General features: G+C 61.2%; 17 protein-coding genes. 7 read left to right on the plus strand and 10 right to left on the minus strand.

Annotated elements, in window-relative coordinates; translation table 11 throughout:
• Window positions 1-97: 97 nt before the first annotated feature.
• The 4 genes from groL to AC4LE2_RS16490 form a co-directional block, all read right to left on the minus strand.
• Entirely contained in the window at window positions 98-1,747 is a 1,650-nt protein-coding gene (gene groL / locus AC4LE2_RS16475; protein ID WP_491826771.1) for a chaperonin GroEL, read from the minus strand.
• A gap of 61 nt (window positions 1,748-1,808) precedes the next feature.
• Window positions 1,809-2,102 carry a co-chaperone GroES gene (locus AC4LE2_RS16480; RefSeq protein WP_491826772.1) on the minus strand — a complete coding sequence of 98 codons (294 nt, stop codon included), beginning with the start codon at window positions 2,100-2,102 and terminating at the stop codon, window positions 1,809-1,811.
• A 308-nt stretch (window positions 2,103-2,410) separates the two neighbouring features.
• Window positions 2,411-2,914, minus strand: a complete 504-nt coding sequence (locus tag AC4LE2_RS16485; RefSeq protein ID WP_491826773.1) for an FxsA family protein — start codon at window positions 2,912-2,914, stop codon at window positions 2,411-2,413.
• 158 nt (window positions 2,915-3,072) lie between these two features.
• A complete protein-coding gene (locus AC4LE2_RS16490) occupies window positions 3,073-4,083 on the minus strand; it encodes a DUF481 domain-containing protein (RefSeq protein ID WP_491826774.1) in 1,011 nt (336 codons plus the stop codon).
• A 75-nt stretch (window positions 4,084-4,158) separates the two neighbouring features.
• On the opposite strand from AC4LE2_RS16490, the gene AC4LE2_RS16495 reads away from it, so the two are divergent.
• Together AC4LE2_RS16495 and AC4LE2_RS16500 are read left to right on the plus strand one after the other, a co-directional pair.
• On the plus strand, window positions 4,159-4,530 hold the full coding sequence (locus AC4LE2_RS16495) for an MGMT family protein (protein WP_491826775.1): 372 nt from the start codon (window positions 4,159-4,161) through the stop codon (window positions 4,528-4,530).
• 43 nt (window positions 4,531-4,573) lie between these two features.
• On the plus strand, window positions 4,574-6,094 hold the full coding sequence (locus AC4LE2_RS16500) for an AmpG family muropeptide MFS transporter (RefSeq protein ID WP_491826776.1): 1,521 nt from the start codon (window positions 4,574-4,576) through the stop codon (window positions 6,092-6,094).
• Here AC4LE2_RS16500 and AC4LE2_RS16505 read toward each other — a convergent pair.
• Together AC4LE2_RS16505 and AC4LE2_RS16510 are read right to left on the minus strand one after the other, a co-directional pair.
• Entirely contained in the window at window positions 6,091-6,978 is an 888-nt protein-coding gene (locus AC4LE2_RS16505; RefSeq protein ID WP_491826777.1) for a mechanosensitive ion channel family protein, read from the minus strand. The genes AC4LE2_RS16500 and AC4LE2_RS16505 overlap by 4 nt on opposite strands.
• Before the next feature lie 96 nt (window positions 6,979-7,074).
• Window positions 7,075-7,560 (minus strand): YajQ family cyclic di-GMP-binding protein, encoded by a 486-nt coding sequence (locus tag AC4LE2_RS16510; RefSeq protein ID WP_491826778.1) that lies wholly within the window; start codon window positions 7,558-7,560, stop codon window positions 7,075-7,077.
• Between the two features lie 213 nt (window positions 7,561-7,773).
• Here AC4LE2_RS16510 and AC4LE2_RS16515 point away from each other — a divergent pair, with 213 nt between their 5' ends.
• From AC4LE2_RS16515 to AC4LE2_RS16530, 4 genes are read left to right on the plus strand one after another with little or no spacing between them, the layout of a single operon-like run.
• A complete protein-coding gene (locus AC4LE2_RS16515) occupies window positions 7,774-8,721 on the plus strand; it encodes a GGDEF domain-containing protein (protein ID WP_491826779.1) in 948 nt (315 codons plus the stop codon).
• On the plus strand, window positions 8,721-9,659 hold the full coding sequence (locus AC4LE2_RS16520) for a putative 2-dehydropantoate 2-reductase (RefSeq protein WP_491826780.1): 939 nt from the start codon (window positions 8,721-8,723) through the stop codon (window positions 9,657-9,659). The genes AC4LE2_RS16515 and AC4LE2_RS16520 overlap by 1 nt, the downstream gene beginning before the upstream one ends.
• 42 nt (window positions 9,660-9,701) lie before the next feature.
• The gene (locus tag AC4LE2_RS16525; protein ID WP_491826781.1) at window positions 9,702-11,729 is read left to right on the plus strand and encodes an ATP-binding protein; all 2,028 of its coding nucleotides are present in this window, start codon (window positions 9,702-9,704) and stop codon (window positions 11,727-11,729) included.
• Between the two features lies 1 nt (window position 11,730).
• Window positions 11,731-12,297 (plus strand): cob(I)yrinic acid a,c-diamide adenosyltransferase, encoded by a 567-nt coding sequence (locus AC4LE2_RS16530; RefSeq protein ID WP_491826782.1) that lies wholly within the window; start codon window positions 11,731-11,733, stop codon window positions 12,295-12,297.
• 73 nt (window positions 12,298-12,370) lie between these two features.
• Here the strand turns inward: AC4LE2_RS16530 and AC4LE2_RS16535 are convergent, their stop codons facing one another.
• From AC4LE2_RS16535 to secA, 3 genes are all read right to left on the minus strand, one after another.
• On the minus strand, window positions 12,371-13,315 hold the full coding sequence (locus tag AC4LE2_RS16535; RefSeq protein WP_491826783.1) for a Nudix family hydrolase: 945 nt from the start codon (window positions 13,313-13,315) through the stop codon (window positions 12,371-12,373).
• Between the two features lie 49 nt (window positions 13,316-13,364).
• Complete coding sequence (gene argJ, locus AC4LE2_RS16540; protein ID WP_491826784.1) at window positions 13,365-14,582, minus strand: bifunctional glutamate N-acetyltransferase/amino-acid acetyltransferase ArgJ; 1,218 nt, start codon at window positions 14,580-14,582, stop codon at window positions 13,365-13,367.
• 91 nt (window positions 14,583-14,673) lie between these two features.
• Entirely contained in the window at window positions 14,674-17,415 is a 2,742-nt protein-coding gene (gene secA, locus AC4LE2_RS16545; RefSeq protein WP_491826785.1) for a preprotein translocase subunit SecA, read from the minus strand.
• 273 nt (window positions 17,416-17,688) lie between these two features.
• Between secA and AC4LE2_RS16550 the strand changes: the two genes are divergently transcribed.
• On the plus strand, window positions 17,689-18,138 hold the full coding sequence (locus AC4LE2_RS16550) for a DUF721 domain-containing protein (RefSeq protein ID WP_491826786.1): 450 nt from the start codon (window positions 17,689-17,691) through the stop codon (window positions 18,136-18,138).
• Between the two features lie 101 nt (window positions 18,139-18,239).
• On the opposite strand, the gene AC4LE2_RS16555 is transcribed toward AC4LE2_RS16550, so the two are convergent.
• Window positions 18,240-19,187 (minus strand): sugar kinase, encoded by a 948-nt coding sequence (locus AC4LE2_RS16555; RefSeq protein ID WP_491826787.1) that lies wholly within the window; start codon window positions 19,185-19,187, stop codon window positions 18,240-18,242.
• Between the last annotated feature and the right edge of the window lie 104 nt (window positions 19,188-19,291).

Below are 19,291 nucleotides of genomic sequence, written 5' to 3' on the forward strand. Positions count from 1 at the left end.
AATACGGGGGTAGCACGGGGTAGTGCGGAGATAGCACGGACGAAAAAAAACCCTGCCTTTAGCAGGCAGGGTTTCATCGAGCTGGAGGGAGCTGGGCTTACATCATGCCGCCCATGCCACCCATCCCACCCATGCCGCCCATGTCAGGCATGCCGCCACCGGCCTTGTCGTCTGGCAGGTCAGCGATCATGGCTTCGGTGGTGATCATCAGGCCACCGATGGAGGCTGCGGCTTGCAGGGCCGAACGGGTTACCTTGGTAGGGTCCAGGATACCCATTTCGATCATGTCGCCGTATTCGCTGGTTGCAGCGTTGTAACCGTAGTTGCCGGACTCTTTCTTGACCTTGTCCACTACCACGCTTGGCTCGTCACCAGCGTTGGCAGCGATCTGGCGCAGAGGTGCTTCTACGGCGCGACGCAGCAGCGCGATACCAACGTTCTGGTCTTCGTTCTCGCCACGCAGCTCGGAGATCGCCTGCAGGGCGCGCACCAGGGCAACACCACCGCCAGGCACCACGCCTTCTTCAACGGCTGCACGGGTAGCGTGCAGGGCGTCTTCAACGCGGGCTTTCTTCTCTTTCATTTCAACTTCGGTACCGGCACCGACCTTGATCAGTGCAACACCGCCGGACAGCTTGGCCAGGCGCTCTTGCAGTTTTTCACGGTCGTAGTCCGAAGAGGTGTCGGCAACCTGGGCGCGGATCTGGGAAACGCGCGCCATGATGTCTTCCTTGGAACCTGCACCATCAACGATGGTGGTGTTTTCCTTGGTCATGGTCACGCGCTTGGCGGTGCCCAGGTGCTCAAGGGTGGTGGTGTCCAGGGTGAGGCCGATTTCTTCGGAGATCACGGTACCGCCGGTCAATACGGCGATGTCTTGCAGCATGGCCTTGCGGCGGTCACCGAAACCAGGCGCCTTGACAGCAGCGACCTTGACGATGCCACGCATGTTGTTGACCACCAAGGTGGCCAGCGCTTCGCCTTCTACGTCTTCGGACACGATTACCAGCGGGCGGCCCGACTTGGCAACGGCTTCCAGAACCGGCAGTAGTTCGCGAATGTTGGAGATCTTCTTGTCAACCAGCAGGATCAGCGGGCTTTCCAGCTCGGCAACCATGGTCTCTGGCTTGTTGACGAAGTAAGGGGACAGGTAGCCGCGGTCGAACTGCATACCTTCAACGACGGTCAGGTCGTTTTCCAGGCCTGAGCCTTCTTCAACGGTGATGACGCCTTCGTTACCCACGCGCTCCATCGCTTCGGCGATGATCTTGCCGATTTCGGTGTCGGAGTTGGCAGAGATGGTACCTACCTGAGCGATAGCCTTGTTATCAGCGCACGGCTTGGACAGGTTCTTGAGCTCAGCAACGATGGCGATGGTCGCCTTGTCAATGCCGCGCTTGAGGTCCATTGGGTTCATGCCGGCAGCAACGGACTTCAGGCCTTCGCTAACGATAGCCTGGGCCAGAACGGTAGCGGTAGTGGTGCCGTCGCCTGCTTCGTCGTTGGCCTTGGAGGCAACGTCTTTCAGCAGCTGCGCGCCCATGTTTTCGAAGGAGTCTTTGAGTTCGATTTCTTTGGCGACGGACACGCCGTCTTTGGTGATGGTAGGTGCGCCGAAGCTCTTGGCGATTACCACGTTACGGCCTTTAGGGCCCAGGGTCGCCTTGACGGCATCCGCCAGGACGTTAACGCCGGTGAGCATCTTGTTGCGGGCGGAGACGCCGAATTTTACTTCTTTAGCAGCCATGATCGTTTTCCTTGAATCAGAAGTCGTGACAGGACATCAATAAAGGCCGTAAGCCGGGGGCTTAGCCTTCAACGACGGCGAGGATTTCGTTCTCGCTCATTACCAGCAGGTCTTCGCCATCAACCTTGACAGTGTTGCTGCCCGAGTAGGGGCCGAAGACGACTTTGTCGCCTACTTTGACGGCCGGGGCACGCACTTCACCGTTGTCCAGAACGCGACCGGTGCCAACGGCGAGGATCTCACCACGGTTGGGCTTCTCGGCGGCGGAGCCAGGCAGAACGATGCCGCCGGCGGTCTTGGACTCTTCTTCACTGCGACGAATGACGACGCGGTCATGCAGAGGACGAAGCTTCATTGTCGATCTCTCCTAATTATGGTTATCCATCGGCCAGGCGTACCTGACCCACTGATGCACCCGGCGCTTGCCGGTCGCGTAGGACGATGGGCCCTACGCAGATGATGGCCGGCAGCTCGAGTAGGTACGAAATGGCCTGTACAGACCGATGTTACGTACACGCCCCTGAGGCCGGCACCTTGCGGTGACCCATACATGAGGCCATGGCATCGGATTACAAGCCCGAGCCAAAAAAAAATTGTCGATTATCAGCAAGCTGAAAGCAGGACGCCCCCTGAACGGGGGCGCCTGAAGGGTTGCCTGAAAGGTCAGTCACGTTGCTCGTATTCGCCTTCGATGAGGTTGGGGCGACGAGGCGTGTGGGGTGTGGCCACACCAGACGGCGAACCGTTCGGCGAAGCAGGTGGGCCGCCAGGCGACCCATAGCCGGTGTCATCGAAGGCACGCTGGCGCATGGCCTGAGCCTGGCCACGTTCCCGCACCTTGTTGGCGATCAGGCGGCGAGTGACAGGGAACAGGCACAGCGCACCAATCATGTCACTGAGGAAACCAGGCACCACCAGCAACAGGCCGCCGGCTGCCACAACAGCGCCGTTGAGCAGCTCTTCGGCAGGCAGTTGGCCACTGCGCAGGCTCTCGCGTGCCCGCAACGCAGTGGCCAACCCTGCCACACGCAGCACCAGCACGCCCAGCGCGGAACCCGCGATGATCAACAGCAAGGCAGGGAAGAAGCCAATGGCCAACCCCACCCGGAAAAAGACGTAGAGCTCCAACACAGGAAACAGGAGCAGCAGTAGCAGCAAAGCGCGCATCAAAATGATCCTCGGCGAAAGTCACCTCTATATGTGCCGACGATACGCCTCATTTCAAGCGTACGTCTGTCGCACTGCGGGCAAACTCGCCGCCAAGCCACGCCAGCGTTGGGCTGGCGCACTTGTTTCGGTTTATTGCGATGGCGAGGTGACAGCCGTTACCACGCAATACCGAAGCCGGCGGTGTAGCGGCTGCTGTCCAGGTCGTTGTTATCCCGGGTGCCGGTGACGATGTCTTTTTCGTACTTGAGGTTGAGCGAGGCCCACTCGGTCACCTTGTAACGCAGCCCCACGTCCGCATCCAGGCTGTAATCAGCTACATTGCTCAACGGCCGACCCAGCTCACCCGAGGAGAACAACTCCACAGTCTTGCCGATCAGGTAGCGGTTGTAGTCCCACTTCATCGCCACAGAATAGAAGTTTTCTTTCGAGTCGTCGGCGAACTGGTAGTCGGTGCGATTGAGCAAGCTACCCAAGGAGAACGAACCCAGCTCGTTATCCCAGAACTGGTAACCCGGACCAGTACCCACGGTGCGCTGGCGGCGCAGGTCTTCGACCTGATCGCGCTTGTAGTTCAAGCGGCCCTGCCAGAACCACTGGTCGGTGATGAAGCGGTCCAGCGAGTACTCGAGCTTCCAGTTGTTGGTCTCGGTCACGCTGTCCTGTGCTTCGCGGTTGTACTCACCGTCACCAATGTGGCGCCACCGGCCATGCCGGGCCGTCGTCTTAAAGGCGACGTTGTAGTCGTCGGTATCGGTCTCGGCCCGCTTGAAGTCCAGCGCCGCATCGATGTTGCCTTTCCAGGTGAGGTCCTGGATCAACGGCTTTGGCTTCATTAGTTGCTGAATGCTGGCAAGCTCGACGATTTCAGGCGAGCCATTGTTGCCGAGGGTTACCTTACCTTCATCGGCTGGCTTGAGCGCCTGAGCGATCTCGACATCGTTGGCATCCTGGCGAACCAGGAGCGGCTGATCGGTTTCCAGGGTTTTGACTTGTTTCATGTCAACCGGGATCGACCCACCGTAGGCGGTATCTACCATGAGTTTGCCGCCATCGAACACCTTGATAGTGCCGGTCAAACGGTCACCGTTTTTCATCCAGACAGTGTCTGCGAAAGCGGAGGGTAAGGCGCAGGTGACAGCCACACACAAGAGGGTTCTGGAGAACATAAGCGACGACGGACTCGATTTCGTGGAAGATCAGCGTTATACGGCTATAACGAAGGACTCAGGACTGACCAGATTATGCCCAATGAGTTCCCCTTTTTTTCCGCGAATAATGTCACCGATTCGTTACCTGACGTTCGGAAGATAACCCTTTATACGGTGCTGGCCGCGGTTCCCAAGGGCAGGGTCGTCACTTACGGCCAATTGGGTGAGATGGCAGGTATGGCCCGTGCGGCCAGGTGGGTGGGCCGCCAACTGAGCCAGTTGCCTGAAGGCACTGCGTTGCCTTGGCACCGGGTTATCGCGGCAGGCGGGCGTCTCAGCCTACCGCCAGGCAGTGCCAGCGGTGACGAGCAGCGTGCGCGCCTGCGCAGCGAAGGCGTAACAATTAACGCTAATCGTGTGGATATCCGGCGGCATGGCTGGCGCCCGGAGGAGCACAGCGGTTAGAGTGCGCGCTTTGTTTTTGCTGATTCGAGGCAGATTTTCGCCCATGCCCGGTAAAACCTGGCGCGCCGCCTTGGCCGCCTATGCCAGCCCCTCCACGCTGGTGCTGTTACTTCTCGGCTTTGCCTCTGGCTTGCCCTACATGCTGGTGTTTTCCACCCTCTCCGTGTGGCTGCGCGAAGCAGGGGTTGCCCGTGAAACCATCGGCTATGCCAGCCTCATCGGCCTGGCCTATGCCTTTAAATGGGTATGGTCGCCCCTACTGGACCAATGGCGCCTGCCCGGCCTGGCCAAGCTAGGCCGCCGACGCTCCTGGCTGGTGCTGGCGCAGGCCTTGGTCATACTGGGGCTGATCGGCATGAGCTTCTGCGACCCGCAAAAGCACCTGTCCTGGCTGATCGCTATTGCCGTAGTTGTGGCCTTCGCGTCGGCCACTCAAGACATCGCCGTGGACGCCTATCGCCTCGAAATCGCCGGCGACCAGCGCCAGGCCGCCCTCGCCGCCAGCTATATGGCCGGCTACCGCGTGGCGGCCTTGCTCGCCACTGCAGGCGCGCTGTTCTTCGCAGAAGGCTTCGGCTCTACCGGCTTTGCCTACCTTCACCGCGCCTGGGCTGGCACTTATCTGCTGTTCGGGGTATTGATGGTCCCTGCCCTGATTACGTCGCTGTTGATGCGCGAGCCCCCGGTGCCCTTGCGCACTCAGCTGTCGGCCGCACGCTATGGGTTCATTCACCAGATTGCCTCGGTGGTGGTGCTGATCATCCTGCTGGTATCGGTCCCGGCAATGTTCACGCAGCTGTACAACACCGACTTCGCCGAGGTGTTGAACGGTGACATGAGCCCCCTGGACCTGCTGCTGCAAGACCGCGCCTTCCTCCGCTCGCTGCTGTATACCCTGCTCACCACCCTGTGCCTGTCATCATTGGGCCGGCGCGGCCTGGCGCCTGTACTTACGCCTGTCAACGACTTCATCCTGCGCTACCGCTGGCAGGCCTTGCTGCTGTTGGGGCTGATCGCTACCTACCGCATGTCCGACACGGTCATGGGGGTAATGGCTAACGTGTTTTATATCGACCAGGGCTTTACCAAGGATCAGATCGCCAGCGTGAGCAAACTGTTTGGCCTGGTGATGACGTTGCTGGGTGCAGGCGCGGGCGGCCTGTTGATCGTGAGGTTTGGCATCATGCCTATCCTGTTCATTGGCGGAGCTGCCTCGGCGGGGACTAACATTCTGTTTCTGATGCTCGCGGACATGGGCCCGAACATCAAAATGCTGATCGTGACCATCTCGCTGGACAACCTCAGCTCTGGGCTGGCGACGTCGGCGTTCGTGGCCTACCTCTCCAGCCTGACCAACTTGAAGTTCTCAGCCACCCAGTACGCCCTGCTCAGCTCCATCATGCTGCTGCTGCCTCGGCTGATCGGAGGGTATTCGGGGGTGATGGTGGAGAAGTATGGCTACCACAGCTTCTTCCTCATCACCGCCCTGCTGGGTGTGCCCACGCTAGTGCTTATCCTGCTCAACTGGCGTTACTTCAAGGCGGCCGATGAGGGCCCTGCTTAAGGCTGTTGCGTGTCCTGTGGGGTCATGATCTGTGGCGCCACGGGCGCGCCGTTCTGATCCTGCACCAGGCGAATCACACGCTGCGGGAACGGAATATCGATGCCAGCCGCCCGCAAGCGGTCGCGCACTTCGGCATTGAGCATGTTCAATACTCCGCCATAGTCCCCCGTATTGACCCACAGCCGCAGCGAAAGCGTAATTGCGCTGTCACCCAGCGCGGCTACCACTGCTTCGGGGGCTGGGCTTTCCAGCACGCGAGGGTCTTTGGCAAGGTCCAGCAATACCTCGCACCCTTTTTGCAGGTCTGCGTCGTAATCCACGCCGATGTTCAGCATGATTTTACGGGTCGGCTGGCGGTTGGTGTTGGTGATAATCCCGTTGGACAGATTGCCGTTTGGCAAGATCACTGTCTTGTTGTCGCCGGTACGCAACACGGTATGGAAGATTTGTATCGCGTCCACCGTGCCTGACACACCCTGTGCTTCGATCCAGTCACCAATACGGAAGGGCCGGAACAACAGGATCAGCACACCGCCGGCGAAGTTCGACAGGCTGCCTTGCAACGCCAGGCCCACAGCCAGACCCGCAGCACCGATGGCCGCCACGAACGAGGTGGTCTCGATGCCGATCATCGACGCCACGCTCACCATCAGCAGGATCTTGAGAATGATGTTGGCGAGGGTGCTGATGAACCCTTGCAGCGCCAGGTCGGCATGACGCAAGGCCAACAGCTTGCTAATTTGCCGCGTTAGCCTGTTAACCAGCCACCAGCCGATGACCAGGGTGAGGACGGCCAACAGCACACGGCTGCCGTACTCCATAATCATCGGTATCCAGGCTTGGGAAGCGCGGACGAGATGATTGACTTGGGCGTTCAAATCCATAGGGCGTCTCCTGTTCAACTATTCAAGAGCGGTGGGCTTGCCACCGCCGTCAACAGCCGTTCCGACGCCCCGACCTTGCCGATGGTTCCGCGCGCGTCAGTCGCGGAAGTTGTTGAACTGCAGCGGCATGCCAAAGGTTTCGCCACGCAACAGCGCAATAGCCTCTTGCAGGTCATCACGTTTTTTGCCGGTGATGCGCACTTGCTCACCCTGAATGGCCGCTTGCACCTTGAGCTTGGCGTCTTTGACGCGGGCGACGATCTTCTTCGCCATTTCTTTGTCCAGGCCTTCGCGCAGTACGACGTCCTGTTTCATTTCTTTGCCTGACGGATAAGCGTCTTTCACCTCAAGGCATTGGATGTCGATCTTGCGCTTGACCAAGGCAAGACGGAGGATCTCCAGCGTGGCCTCCAGTTGAAAGTCGGCCTCCGCGGTGAGGTTTACCGTCCGGTCTTTCTCGTTGAAGGCCATTTGTGCCTTACCCTTGAGATCATAACGGCGGTCCAGTTCCTTCACGGCATTGTCGACGGCGTTGGTGACTTCGTGTTTGTCCAACTCGGACACTACGTCGAACGAGGGCATTCAATATTCTCCAGTTTGTTACAAAGAGGCAGTGTACTAAGGTGTTCTGTCGGTAAGTCGGGATAAACCTCGCCACCCTGCTTGACGGATAAAACCAGGGGTCATTATAACGACCGCCAGCAGTCCGGCATGCTTTCCTCGCACATCCGGTTACAGCCTAATGGATAGCATCCTTCCGTTACACGTCGGTATTTCCTTCATTGCGAGTTTCAGATGTCGAACCCTACCCTCAGTATCCTTCTGGCCGTCGACGATGACGCCCTGCGCCAGCACGCAACTCGACTGCTGTCGCAGGCTGGCTACAGCGACCTGCGGGCGTGCTCGGTAGCCAACACCCTCGCCGAGCTCGACCAACGCGACGCTAACCTGTTGCTGATCGCCGAAGATACGGGCCTGGCCATGGTGCCGCGGGTTCGCCTGCTGGACAGCGCCACGCAACGGCCTACCTGGATACTACTGATGGGAGCACCAGGCGCTACGTTGCCGGACGATACCACCTACCCGGGGATCGACGACCTGCTGCCGGCTAGCCTGATCGATGAGCAATTGAGTACACGCGTGCACCTGGGTGGTCGGGCTCGCGCCAAGCTGTTGCGCCTGGGCGAGGAGAACCAGTCGCTACGCGATACCGTGGCCCACCTGGAGCAGCTCAACCTGGTGGATACACTAACGGGCTTGGGCAACGCTCGTTACCTCAGCCAAAAGCTGGACGACAGCCTTCGGCACATTCAGGCCAGGGGTGGGGCGCTGTGCTACCTGCTGATCGGCCTGCATGACGCCGACGCGCTGCGGCACGCGCATGGCACCCCACGCTATAACGAACTGATTCAGGGGGTGGCCCGGCGGCTCCAGCAAATGGTACGGCCGCTGGATGTGCTGGCACGCGTGGACGATCATCACTTCGTACTGCTCACATTGCCCAGCAGCCTGGGCGAATGTGCACCCAGCAGTTTCACCCGGTTGCACGACGGCCTGAACCTTCAAGGCTTCATCACCTCGGCGGGGCGCATCTCGCTGCATGCAGGCATCAGCCTGGTAGGCCTGGACCACAAAAGCCTGCCGATAGACCCGTTGAGCCTGTTCGGCGAGGCCAGCCGGTTGTTGCAGGAGAGCTATCGCACCGGGTTGGTAAGTGCGCGTCGACTGCCGGCCAGAAGCTGATGTCACAACACGCGCCCTGGCACGTATTGGGTGCCGGTAGCCTGGGCACGGTGTGGGCGTGCCGGCTGGCGAAGGCAGGCATGCCCGTGCGGCTGCTATTGCGTGACCAGGCCAGCCTCGAACGTTACCAACAGGGCCCTGGCCTTCGCCTGGTCGACGGCAACACGGAGCAGGCGGTCCAGGCACCTGCCGACACCGTTGCCGGTTCAGGGGCAGTCAGCCAGCTATGGGTCACCTGCAAAGCCTATGACGTAGAAGCTGCCATTGCCCAAGTACGCCCGCGCCTGGTGCCCGATGCTCGCGTGGTAATGCTGCAGAACGGCCTGGGTAGCCAGCAGGCCGTGGTGGCCGCCCTCCCCTTTGCTCAGGTGTATTTTGCCTCTACGACCGAGGGCGCGTTCCGACGCCCAGATGGCGCAGTGGTCCGCGCTGGAGACGGCGACACCTGGCTAGGCGACCCCAGTGCAGCAGGCAGCTGTAGCACGGCTGCGCCTGCGTGGTCCACGGCGCTGGTACGTGCCGGGGCGACGCACCGCTGGGCTCCCGACATCATGGCGCGGTTGTGGCGCAAGCTGGCGATCAACTGCGCCATCAACCCGCTGACGGTGCTGCTTGGCTGCCGTAATGGCGAGCTAGGCGCGCACCTTGAACGCGTGGCGGCACTGTGTGAGGAGTTGTGCGCCATCCTCACCGCGGCTGGGCAGCCCACGGCGGCCAGCGGGCTGCTTGCCGAGGTAGAGGCTGTAATTGCCGCAACGGCCGCCAATTACTCTTCCATGTACCAGGACGTCGCTGCCGGCCGCCGCACCGAGGTCACGTACCTGCTGGGCTATGTGCGCGAACAGGCACAACAGCACGGCGTGCCTGCCCCCAACCTCGGCGCGCTCCATCAAGCCCTGGTAGCGATACTGCACAGCAAGGGCCTGCCTACCACCTGAGCCTTGCTACACTCGGCAGGTTCTTCGTTAGCCAGGTGTGCGATGCCCCTTAGACAGCGTCTTGAAAACCTTCCGGTCGGGCAGAAGCTGCTCGCGGCATTGCTGGTGCTGATGGTCACGGTATTGGTAGTGGCCAACCTTACCTTCATTACCGCTGCGTACTGGATTTCCCACGAGAGCATGGCCCCGCAGGCCATGCAGACGGTCAGCAGGCTGGTGGCACAGCCGCAATTGGCCCAACAGGCCGCCAATGACCCCCAGGCCGCACAAGCCTTGCTCAAGGCATTCGACAGTTACTCGCCTTTGCGAGCCGCCGCCGTTTATGGCCCTGACGGGCAACGCTTGGCGCAGTTGCAGCACGGCGATCACATCTCCCTGCCGCGGCACTTCGACCAACTGGACACCTGGCGCCTCACTGAATTTCGCAGCAACCAGTTGGCTGAGCTGCCGGGCACCCACGGCGCGCCGGGGCATTTGCTGTTGGTCGCCAGCAGTGAATTACCCATGGCGTTTTACACCGGTACCTTTACCGCAAGCCTGGGCATTCTGGTGTTCAGTGTGCTGCTGTGGATGGTCATTGCCCGCCAGATCAGGCGTTTGATTACCCGGCCGATCTACCAGCTTGAGGAGCTTACCCGTCAGGTGACGCGGGAGGAGAACTACGCCTTGCGGGCCGCGCCGGGCAATCAGGATGAAATCGGTAGCCTGGCCGAAGCCTTCAACACCATGCTGGCGCGCATTGAGGCGCGGGAGCAGCAGATCAAACGCGCACGCGACGATTTTCAGGCCGCTTATGACTCGGCCCAGGGGCTTGCCGAAGAAACCCGCCACACCAACCGCAAGTTGGAGCGGGAGGTGGAAGTGCGCAGCAAGATCGAGAAAAAGCTCACAGGCTTCCAGAACTACCTGAACAGCATTATCGACTCCATGCCCTCGGCGTTGATTGCGCTGGACGAAGGCTTGTATGTCACGCAGTGGAACAAAGAGGCGGCAGCGCTTTCTGGCACCCCGCTGGCCGAAGCGCTCAACCAGCCTGTCTTCCTGGCGTTCGAGCCCATTAAGCCGTTCCTGCCGCAGCTCAAAGCCACGATTGAACAGCATCAGGTGGTCAAGGTCGAGCGGGTTACCTGGCTCAAGGGCGAGGTGCCGCACCACTATGCGCTGACCTGTTATCCCTTGGGCGGCAGTGCCGGGCGTGGCGTGGTGATTCGTATCGACGACATTACCCAGCGGCTGTCCCTGGAAGACATGATGGTGCAGTCTGAAAAAATGCTTTCAGTGGGTGGCCTGGCAGCGGGCATGGCCCATGAAATCAATAATCCCCTGGGCGCTATCCTCCATAACGTGCAGAACATCCGCCGGCGCCTGTCCCCGGACCTGCCAAAAAACCAGCTACAGGCCGAAGTAGCGGGCGTCGCCTTGGACAACGTCAATGCGTACCTGGCGGGCCGGGAAATTCCCCAACTGCTTGAGGGTATTCAGGGCGCAGGTGCGCGGGCGGCGAAGATCGTGACCCACATGCTGAGCTTCAGTCGGCGGAGCAACCGGCAGATGGCGCCCTGCGACCTGCCTGCACTGATCGGGCAGGCGGTGGAGATCGCGGGCAGCGATTTCGACCTTAGCCTGGGCTTTGACTTCCGCGGGCCCGCTATCGTGCGCCACTTCGACCCTCGGCTGGGAGCCGTCCCCGGCACGGCCAACGAGTTGGAGCAGGTAGTGCTGAACCTGCTGAAAAACGCCGCTCAGGCTATTCAGCAGCGTGAACACCCCACCGAGCCTGGCACTATCGTGTTGCGCACCCGGCTTAATAGCCCGTGGGCAGAGATCGAGGTCGAAGACAACGGCATGGGCATGCCTGAAAGCGTGCGCAAGCGCATGTTCGAGCCGTTCTTTACCACCAAAGAGGTAGGCCAAGGCACCGGCCTGGGGTTGTCGGTGTCGTACTTCATCATCACCAACAACCACAAAGGCCAGATGGAGGTGAAATCAACGCCCGGCGTGGGCACCTGTTTTACCCTGCGTCTGCCCTTGGTTCAGCCTGCGCTGACAGCCACCACTGCGGGAACATGAAATGGAACACCGGTTATCGAAGATTTACACCCGCGCGGGAGATGCTGGCGAAACGGGCCTGGGCGATGGGCGCCGCGTGCCAAAGGACCACCCCCGCATCGACGCCCTTGGGGAAGTCGACACCTTCAACAGCCAGTTGGGCCTGCTGCTGGCGCACCTGGCCGGTGACCCGCGCCTTGCGGAAGTGACTGCCGTATTGGCGCCTTGCCAACACCGTTTGTTCGACTTGGGCGGGGAGTTGGCCATGCCAGGGCATCAGGCGCTGCATGGCACTGAGGTGGAGCGGATCGAAGCCGTTATCGACACCTGGAACGAAGAACTTGGGCCACTGCGCAATTTCATTCTTCCGGGCGGCTCGTTGGCGGTAGCCCAAGCGCATGTATGCCGCGCCCAGGCCCGCACTGCCGAACGCCGTTGCCAACAACTGCACCGGGAAGAGCCCTTGCAGGGCGTAGGCCTGGCCTACCTTAACCGGCTATCAGACCTACTGTTCGTGGCAGCCCGCATCATCGGCCGCCGCGAGGGCGTGGACGAAATTCTCTGGGCGCAGGCCAAACCTGCGTTTTGACCGTTCTTTCGCCAACTGCCGTTGGCTCCCACAAAGGCAGGCATTACAACGGGCGAACAGGGGTAAGGGCGGGCTACGGCAACGCTGGCCAGAACGCCCGGATGCCGGCAACGCCTTGGGCACCTGCCTCCCAGGCGCGCTGGCAGTCGGCAGGGCCCAACCCGCCCATCAGGAACACAGGCCTATCGAAGCCTGCAATCAAGGCCTGAGCGGCCTCCCACCCTAAGGGCGACGCCTCGGGATGGGTCTGGGTAGGCTGCACTGGCGACAGCGTGACAAAATCCACACCCATTTGTCGGGCCAGGGCCAGCTCCTCTGCGGTGTGACAAGACGCAGCCAACAGGCGCTCTGGTGGGAACGGGCGGCCCTTGGGTGCATATTTACGCACCTGATCGGCCGTGAGGTGCCAGCCCGCCGAGGGGAAATCGCCCAGCCATTCCAGTGGCCCCTTGAGCATGACCTGCGCCTTGCCCGCGCACAGGCCAACGGCATCAACCGCCAGGTCTCGGTATTGCGGGTCGTACAGATTGGGCGCGCGCAACTGCACGAGCTGTACGCCCTGGCTGATGGCTGTGCGCAGCCCGCCGAGTATTTCAGGCCGAGGCAACCCGTCGGGCGTGATGAGGTAGGTGGACGGCAAGCGCGCTGCAACCACGATAGGGTAATTGGCGGCAGGGAAATCATAGTTATCCAGGGCCTTGGGCGCGACCCATGCCAGGGGCTGCCCTTCGGCACCATGGGGCTCGCCGGTGAAGGCACTGACGTCCCAGACGTCCAGCAGCACCTGCTTGTCCGGGTAGTCATGGGCGACCTGAATCAACGGCCGCGCACACGTCACCTGTATACCCAGCTCCTCGGCCAGCTCTCTCGCCAGGCCTGCCGATGCCGTTTCGCCCTCTTCCAGCTTGCCACCCGGGAACTCCCACAGGTTGCCCTGGTGCTGGCTGGCGCCTCGCCGGGCGATCAGCACCTTGCCCTCGCGGCGAATGACCGCCGCCGCTACGTGGACCCGTTTCATGTGCTCTCCTCGCATAAAAGCCCGTGGCCGTAAGCGCCGTGCGCCTCGATCAGGTGCGGTATTCGGCGTTGATCTTCACATACTCATGGGAAAGGTCAGTAGTCCACAGGGTTTCGCTATAGCTACCGCGCCCTAGCTCGATACGGATCGGGATCTCAACCTCAGCCATCACCTCGGCGCCTTGCGCTTCGGTGTAACTCTGTGCCCTCCCCCCTTGGCTGGCAATGCACACCTGCCCCAGGTACAGGTCGACCTTGCTCACGTCCAGGTCGGGCACGCCGGCGCGCCCTACGGCTGCGAGGATACGGCCCCAGTTAGGGTCCGAGGCGAACAACGCGGTTTTGATCAGTGGCGAATGCGCCACGGTGTAGGCCACGTCCAGGCACTCCTGCGGGTTGGCCCCGCCGTTAACCTGCACGGTCACGAACTTGGTGGCCCCTTCGCCGTCCCGCACGATCGCTTGCGCCACGCTCATGCACACGTCGAATACCGCGGCCTTGAGCGCGTTGAACAACGGCCCGCTGGCCTCGGTGATTTCCGGCAGCGCTGCCTTGCCGGTGGCGATCAACATGCAGCAGTCGTTGGTCGAGGTGTCGCCATCGATGGTAATGCGGTTGAACGACTTGTTGGCCGCGTCGCGGATCAAGTCCTGCAACACAGCCCGTGAGACCTTGGCGTCGGTAGCAATGTAGCCGAGCATGGTGGCCATGTTCGGGCGGATCATCCCGGCGCCCTTGCTGATCCCTGTCACGGTCACGGTTACGCCGTCGTGGGTGAACTGCCGGCTCGCCCCCTTGGGTAGGGTGTCAGTGGTCATGATGCCGGTGGCGGCATCGGCCCAGTGGTCTTCGTGCAAGTCATCCAGCGCCGCCTGCAAGGCGCCTTCGATTTTTTCCACGGGCAAGGGTTCGCCGATCACGCCGGTCGAAAACGGCAGCACCGCCTCTGGCTCAACCGCTGTCAGCGCGGCCAGCGCCTGGCACGTGCGCTCGGCCGCCAGCAGGCCAGGCTGGCCAGTACCCGCGTTGGCATTGCCGGTATTGGTGAGCAGGTAGCGCACGGTTCCCGCTGCACGCTGCCGGGCCAGAATCACTGGCGCGGCGCAGAACGCGTTGAGGGTGAACACGCCCGCAACCGTTGCACCCTCGGCGCAACGCATCACCACGACGTCCTTGCGACCCGGGCGCTTGATACCTGCCGAGGCGATGCCCAGCTCGAAACCGGGAACAGGATGCAAGGTGGGCAAGGGACCGAGACCGACAGCCATTGATGACTCCTTTAAAAGGGGCGAACCCTGAAATGATAAACGCCGCGGCGGCTAGGCCGGCGCGGCGTGGCTTAACGATACTGCGGGAGGCTTATTCAATACGCCCGTGGCAGTGTTTGAATTTTTTGCCAGACCCACACCAGCACACTTCGTTACGGCCCAGCTTCTGTTCGTTGCGCAGCGGCGCCAGTGACGCTTCTACAACTTCCTCTGTGCCGTCTTCAAGCGCTTCGGGCTGATCGAGGCCAGGGGCTTCGGCGTGACGGAACTGCATGCGCTCTGCCATTTCCTCAGCCTCGCGACGCAGCCGCGCCTCTTCCTCGGCCGGGTCTTCGCGACGCACCTGAACGTGGGACAGCACGCGAATGGTGTCGCGCTTGATGGAGTCAAGCAGCTCCTGGAACAGGTTGAAGGACTCGCGCTTGTACTCCTGCTTGGGGTTCTTCTGCGCATAGCCACGCAGGTGAATACCGTGACGCAGGTGATCCATGGTGGAGAGGTGATCTTTCCACAGGTCGTCTACCACGCGCAGCAGGATTTGCTTCTCGAAGGTACGCAGGGCTTCGGCGCTGGCCTGGTCTTCCTTCTCGTTGTAGGCGGCAAGAATCTCGGCCATCAGGCGCTCGCGAAGGGTCTCTTCGTAGAGCTTCTCGTCCTCGTCGAGCCACTGCTGGATCGGCAGGTTGACTGCAAATTCGGCCTGCAATGCCGCTTCCAGGCCGGCCACGTCCCACTGTTCGGGCAACGACTGAGGCGGAATGTGCTGCGAAACCGTGGCCGCCAGTACTTCCTGACGGAATTCAGCGATGGTGTCGCCAATGTTCTGAGCGGCCAGCAGGCTGTTACGCATGTGGTAGATCACTTTGCGCTGCTCGTTGGCCACGTCATCGAATTCAAGCAGCTGCTTGCGGATATCGAAGTTACGGCCTTCTACCTTGCGTTGGGCCTTCTCGATGGCATTGGTCACCATGCGGTGCTCAATGGCCTCGCCTGACTGCATGCCCAAGGCCTTCATGAAGTTCTTGACCCGGTCCGACGCAAAGATACGCATCAGCGGGTCTTCCAGCGACAGGTAGAACCGGCTGGAACCGGCGTCACCCTGACGCCCGGCACGGCCGCGCAGCTGGTTGTCGATACGACGCGATTCGTGCCGCTCGGAGGCGATTACATGCAGGCCGCCCGCTTCAAGCACCTGCTGGTGGCGCTTCTGCCAATCAGCCTTGATCTGTGCGATCTGCTCTTCACTAGGCGCTTCCAGGGCAGCGACTTCCACTTCCCAGTTGCCGCCCAGCAGGATGTCCGTACCGCGACCGGCCATGTTGGTGGCGATGGTCAGCGCGCCCGGCCGGCCGGCCTGGGCAATGATTTCAGCTTCTTTTTCGTGGTACTTGGCGTTGAGTACCTTGTGATCGATCCCTTCCTTCTGGAGCAGATTGGACATGTGCTCGGAGGTTTCGATGGTCGCAGTACCGACCAGCACAGGGCGGCCGGTGGCCATGCACTCTTTGATATCCGCGATGATCGCCGTGTATTTTTCTTCGGCGGTGAGGTACACCAGGTCGTTGAAATCCTTGCGCGCCAGCGGGCGGTTGGGCGGAATCACCACCACGGGCAGGCTGTAGATCTGCTGGAATTCGAAGGCTTCGGTGTCGGCGGTACCGGTCATGCCGGACAGCTTGGTGTACAGGCGGAAGTAGTTCTGGAAGGTGGTGGACGCGAGGGTCTGGCTTTCGGCCTGGATCTTCAGGCCCTCTTTGGCCTCGATGGCCTGGTGCAGCCCTTCGGACAGCCGACGGCCTTGCATGGTACGGCCAGTGTGCTCGTCGATGAGCAAAATGCCACCGTCCTGCACGATGTATTCAATGTTGCGGTGGAACAGCTTGTGGGCGCGCAGACCGGCATACACGTGGGTCAGCAGGCCCAGATTATGGGCCGAGTACAGGCTCTCGCCTTCGGCCAGCAACCCTGCTTTGGTGAGCATGTCTTCGATGAACTGGTGGCCGGCTTCGTTGAGCTCCACCTGACGGCTTTTCTCGTCGACACTGTAGTGACCCTGCTTGGTCACCTCGCCCTCGACCTCCTCGATGTGCTGCTCGAGCTGCGGAATGAGGCGGTTCACTTCCATGTACAGCCGCGAGCTGTCTTCGGCCTGGCCGGAGATGATCAGCGGGGTACGGGCTTCGTCGATGAGGATGGAGTCCACCTCGTCGATCACGGCAAAATTGAGTTCGCGCTGGAATTTTTCTTCCATGCTGAACGCCATGTTGTCGCGCAGGTAATCGAAGCCGAATTCGTTGTTGGTGCCGTAGGTGATGTCGGCGGCATAGGCCGCGCGTTTGTCTTCCGGTGGCTGGAACGGCGTGACCACGCCCACGCTCAAGCCCAGGAACTCATACAGCGGGCGCATCCAGTTGGCATCGCGACGGGCGAGGTAGTCGTTCACCGTCACCACGTGTACGCCCTTGCCCGACAGCGCATTGAGGTACACGGCCAGGGTCGCTACCAGGGTTTTACCTTCGCCGGTTCGCATTTCGGCGATCTGCCCCTCGTGGAGCGTCATGCCGCCGATCAGCTGAACGTCAAAGTGGCGCATGCCCATGATGCGTTTACCGGCCTCGCGGCACACGGCGAAGGCCTCGGGCAGCAGGGCGTCGAGGGTTTCACCTTTGGCGACGCGAGCCTGAAACTCGGCAGTCTTGGCACGCAGCTGCTCGTCCGAGAGCGCGACCATCTTCTCTTCGAAGGCATTGACGTTACCGACCGTCTTGAGCATGCGCTTTACTTCACGCTCGTTCTTGCTTCCAAAAAGTTTTTTCAACAAAGGCGCAAACATATCGGCTGGATCTTCCACACTTGGGAATGGAGGGCGGCCCCTAGGCGTCGCCCGAGCAGCCCTCATGGCCGCATGCGAACGAGTATTCTACCCGGAAACGATGGAGAGGAAAGTGGCGACGCCACAATGCTGGCACAGCGCTTTTATGGGGCGGCTTTACAATAAGGCCTTTTTTCTCAACTTCAAGCGCCTGAAGCAAACGTCACGCAATCAGGTAGCCGATTGTGCCTTGTGCCCTTCTGGTAACATGCCCGCCCTACCGAGGATCGTTGCATGGCATTTCGTCCCCACCCGGCGCGCCCGCCCGCTGTCCTGTTGCGCGAGGCCAGGCCGTTGAAGGTGCTCCTGAATCAGGCACAGCGGTTGAGCCAGCTCAAAAAGCTGCTCGACACCCAGCTACAGCCTGCAGCCCGTGAACACTGCCATGTGGCGTCCTGGCGCGAAGGAAGCCTGCTGCTCGTCGTGACCGATGGCCATTGGGCGACCCGCCTGCGTTATCAGCAACGTCGCCTGCAGCAGGGGCTGCAAGGCATGCCCGAGTTCATCGGCTTGACCCGCATCCTGTTCAAGGTCCAGCCCGTCGTGGGCCCTGGCCGGGCGAGAGGGCCAGTGCTCGACCTGTCCGACAGCGCCGCCGACAACCTGCAAGCGACCGCTGAAGGCATCAACGATCCTGGGTTGCGCGCGGCGCTGGAGCGGCTGTCCAAGCACCGGCGTAAGTAGACGCTTGTTGGGCGGCCGTAACAGCCCAACTGGCTGGCGACGAATATCACCACGGGCCCAGGTCGCCGGCAAGCCGGGCTGCTACGGATCAAGCCACAGGCTTATCCGGGCATTACAGGCATGGCGTCACGCGCGATGATTGCACCGGGATGACTGATAACGGCCCCTGCCAGGCGGTGCCCCCAGCGTGCGGCCAGCTCCGCCGTACCGCCCTGTAACCAACACGCCAGGTAGGCGGCACTGAAGGCATCGCCCGCAGCGGTGGTATCGACCACGGTGTCTATCTGCTCGGCAGGCACCTCAATCCAGCCTTCAGGGCTACTCAGCAGGCAGGGCTGCTTGCCACGCTTGAGCGCGAGCTCTTTGACGCCCAGTTCAGCGTACATCTCAAACAGCGATGCTGGGCTGGATAGCCCAAACAGCTCGGCGTCGTCCTCCCAGGTCACTAGCGCCAGATCCGTCAGGGCGAGCGCTGCCCGATGGTGACGGCGGGTTTCATCGGCGTTGGGCCATAGCCGTGGCCGGTAATTGTTGTCGAATACGATCTGCACACCCTGTTCGCGGCAGCGGTGCAAGCCCGCCAGGAGTCGCGACCTGCCCTCCTCGCTCAGAATCGCCAGGCTGATACCGCTCAGGTAGATAACGTCGTAGGCCGTCAGCCGCTCGACCAGGGCGGCGCCTTCCTGACCATCAAAACAGCGCCGGGCAGCGGAGTCGTTGCGCCAATAGAGGAATCGACGCTCGCCCGTATCGTCCGTCTGGATAAGGTAGAGGCCTGGAAGGTGGCCTGGCAAGGTGCGGGTTTGCACGTCGCTTACACCCTCTTCCTGCCAACGGGCACGCATGGCGGCGCTCAGGTCGTCGTCCCCTAATGCGGTGATGTAGTCGATGCGTGCAGGGTTGCCGCAAAGCCGTGACAGGTAGACAGCCACGTTGAGTGTATCGCCGCCGAACGCCTGGACAAGCGCGCCGTCAGGCCGTCTTTGTAGCTCGACCATGCACTCACCCAGCAGCGCCACTCGAGCCGGCGCTTCAGGAACCCGTTTCATTGTCGCACCTCGTTGCTCTTCGTCTTATTGGTCTGAACTCGCTAAATCGGAACAGCGGTTCATTATTGTTGCGAGGGAGTTTCTATGGAAATCCACGCTGCCGT

The organism is Pseudomonas sp. 9.3L (assembly GCF_058536285.1).

What these genes read in the sequence shown, in the direction of transcription:
- groL (WP_491826771.1), bottom strand. Translation starts at nt 1,747, where the DNA reads ATGGCTGCTAAAGAAGTAAAATTCGGCGTCTCCGCCCGCAACAAGATG.
- AC4LE2_RS16480 (WP_491826772.1), bottom strand. Translation starts at nt 2,102, where the DNA reads ATGAAGCTTCGTCCTCTGCATGACCGCGTCGTCATTCGTCGCAGTGAA.
- AC4LE2_RS16485 (WP_491826773.1), bottom strand. Translation starts at nt 2,914, where the DNA reads ATGCGCGCTTTGCTGCTACTGCTGCTCCTGTTTCCTGTGTTGGAGCTC.
- AC4LE2_RS16490 (WP_491826774.1), bottom strand. Translation starts at nt 4,083, where the DNA reads ATGTTCTCCAGAACCCTCTTGTGTGTGGCTGTCACCTGCGCCTTACCC.
- AC4LE2_RS16495 (WP_491826775.1), top strand. Translation starts at nt 4,159, where the DNA reads ATGCCCAATGAGTTCCCCTTTTTTTCCGCGAATAATGTCACCGATTCG.
- AC4LE2_RS16500 (WP_491826776.1), top strand. Translation starts at nt 4,574, where the DNA reads ATGCCCGGTAAAACCTGGCGCGCCGCCTTGGCCGCCTATGCCAGCCCC.
- AC4LE2_RS16505 (WP_491826777.1), bottom strand. Translation starts at nt 6,978, where the DNA reads ATGGATTTGAACGCCCAAGTCAATCATCTCGTCCGCGCTTCCCAAGCC.
- AC4LE2_RS16510 (WP_491826778.1), bottom strand. Translation starts at nt 7,560, where the DNA reads ATGCCCTCGTTCGACGTAGTGTCCGAGTTGGACAAACACGAAGTCACC.
- AC4LE2_RS16515 (WP_491826779.1), top strand. Translation starts at nt 7,774, where the DNA reads ATGTCGAACCCTACCCTCAGTATCCTTCTGGCCGTCGACGATGACGCC.
- AC4LE2_RS16520 (WP_491826780.1), top strand. Translation starts at nt 8,721, where the DNA reads ATGTCACAACACGCGCCCTGGCACGTATTGGGTGCCGGTAGCCTGGGC.
- AC4LE2_RS16525 (WP_491826781.1), top strand. Translation starts at nt 9,702, where the DNA reads ATGCCCCTTAGACAGCGTCTTGAAAACCTTCCGGTCGGGCAGAAGCTG.
- AC4LE2_RS16530 (WP_491826782.1), top strand. Translation starts at nt 11,731, where the DNA reads ATGGAACACCGGTTATCGAAGATTTACACCCGCGCGGGAGATGCTGGC.
- AC4LE2_RS16535 (WP_491826783.1), bottom strand. Translation starts at nt 13,315, where the DNA reads ATGAAACGGGTCCACGTAGCGGCGGCGGTCATTCGCCGCGAGGGCAAG.
- argJ (WP_491826784.1), bottom strand. Translation starts at nt 14,582, where the DNA reads ATGGCTGTCGGTCTCGGTCCCTTGCCCACCTTGCATCCTGTTCCCGGT.
- secA (WP_491826785.1), bottom strand. Translation starts at nt 17,415, where the DNA reads ATGTTTGCGCCTTTGTTGAAAAAACTTTTTGGAAGCAAGAACGAGCGT.
- AC4LE2_RS16550 (WP_491826786.1), top strand. Translation starts at nt 17,689, where the DNA reads ATGGCATTTCGTCCCCACCCGGCGCGCCCGCCCGCTGTCCTGTTGCGC.
- AC4LE2_RS16555 (WP_491826787.1), bottom strand. Translation starts at nt 19,187, where the DNA reads ATGAAACGGGTTCCTGAAGCGCCGGCTCGAGTGGCGCTGCTGGGTGAG.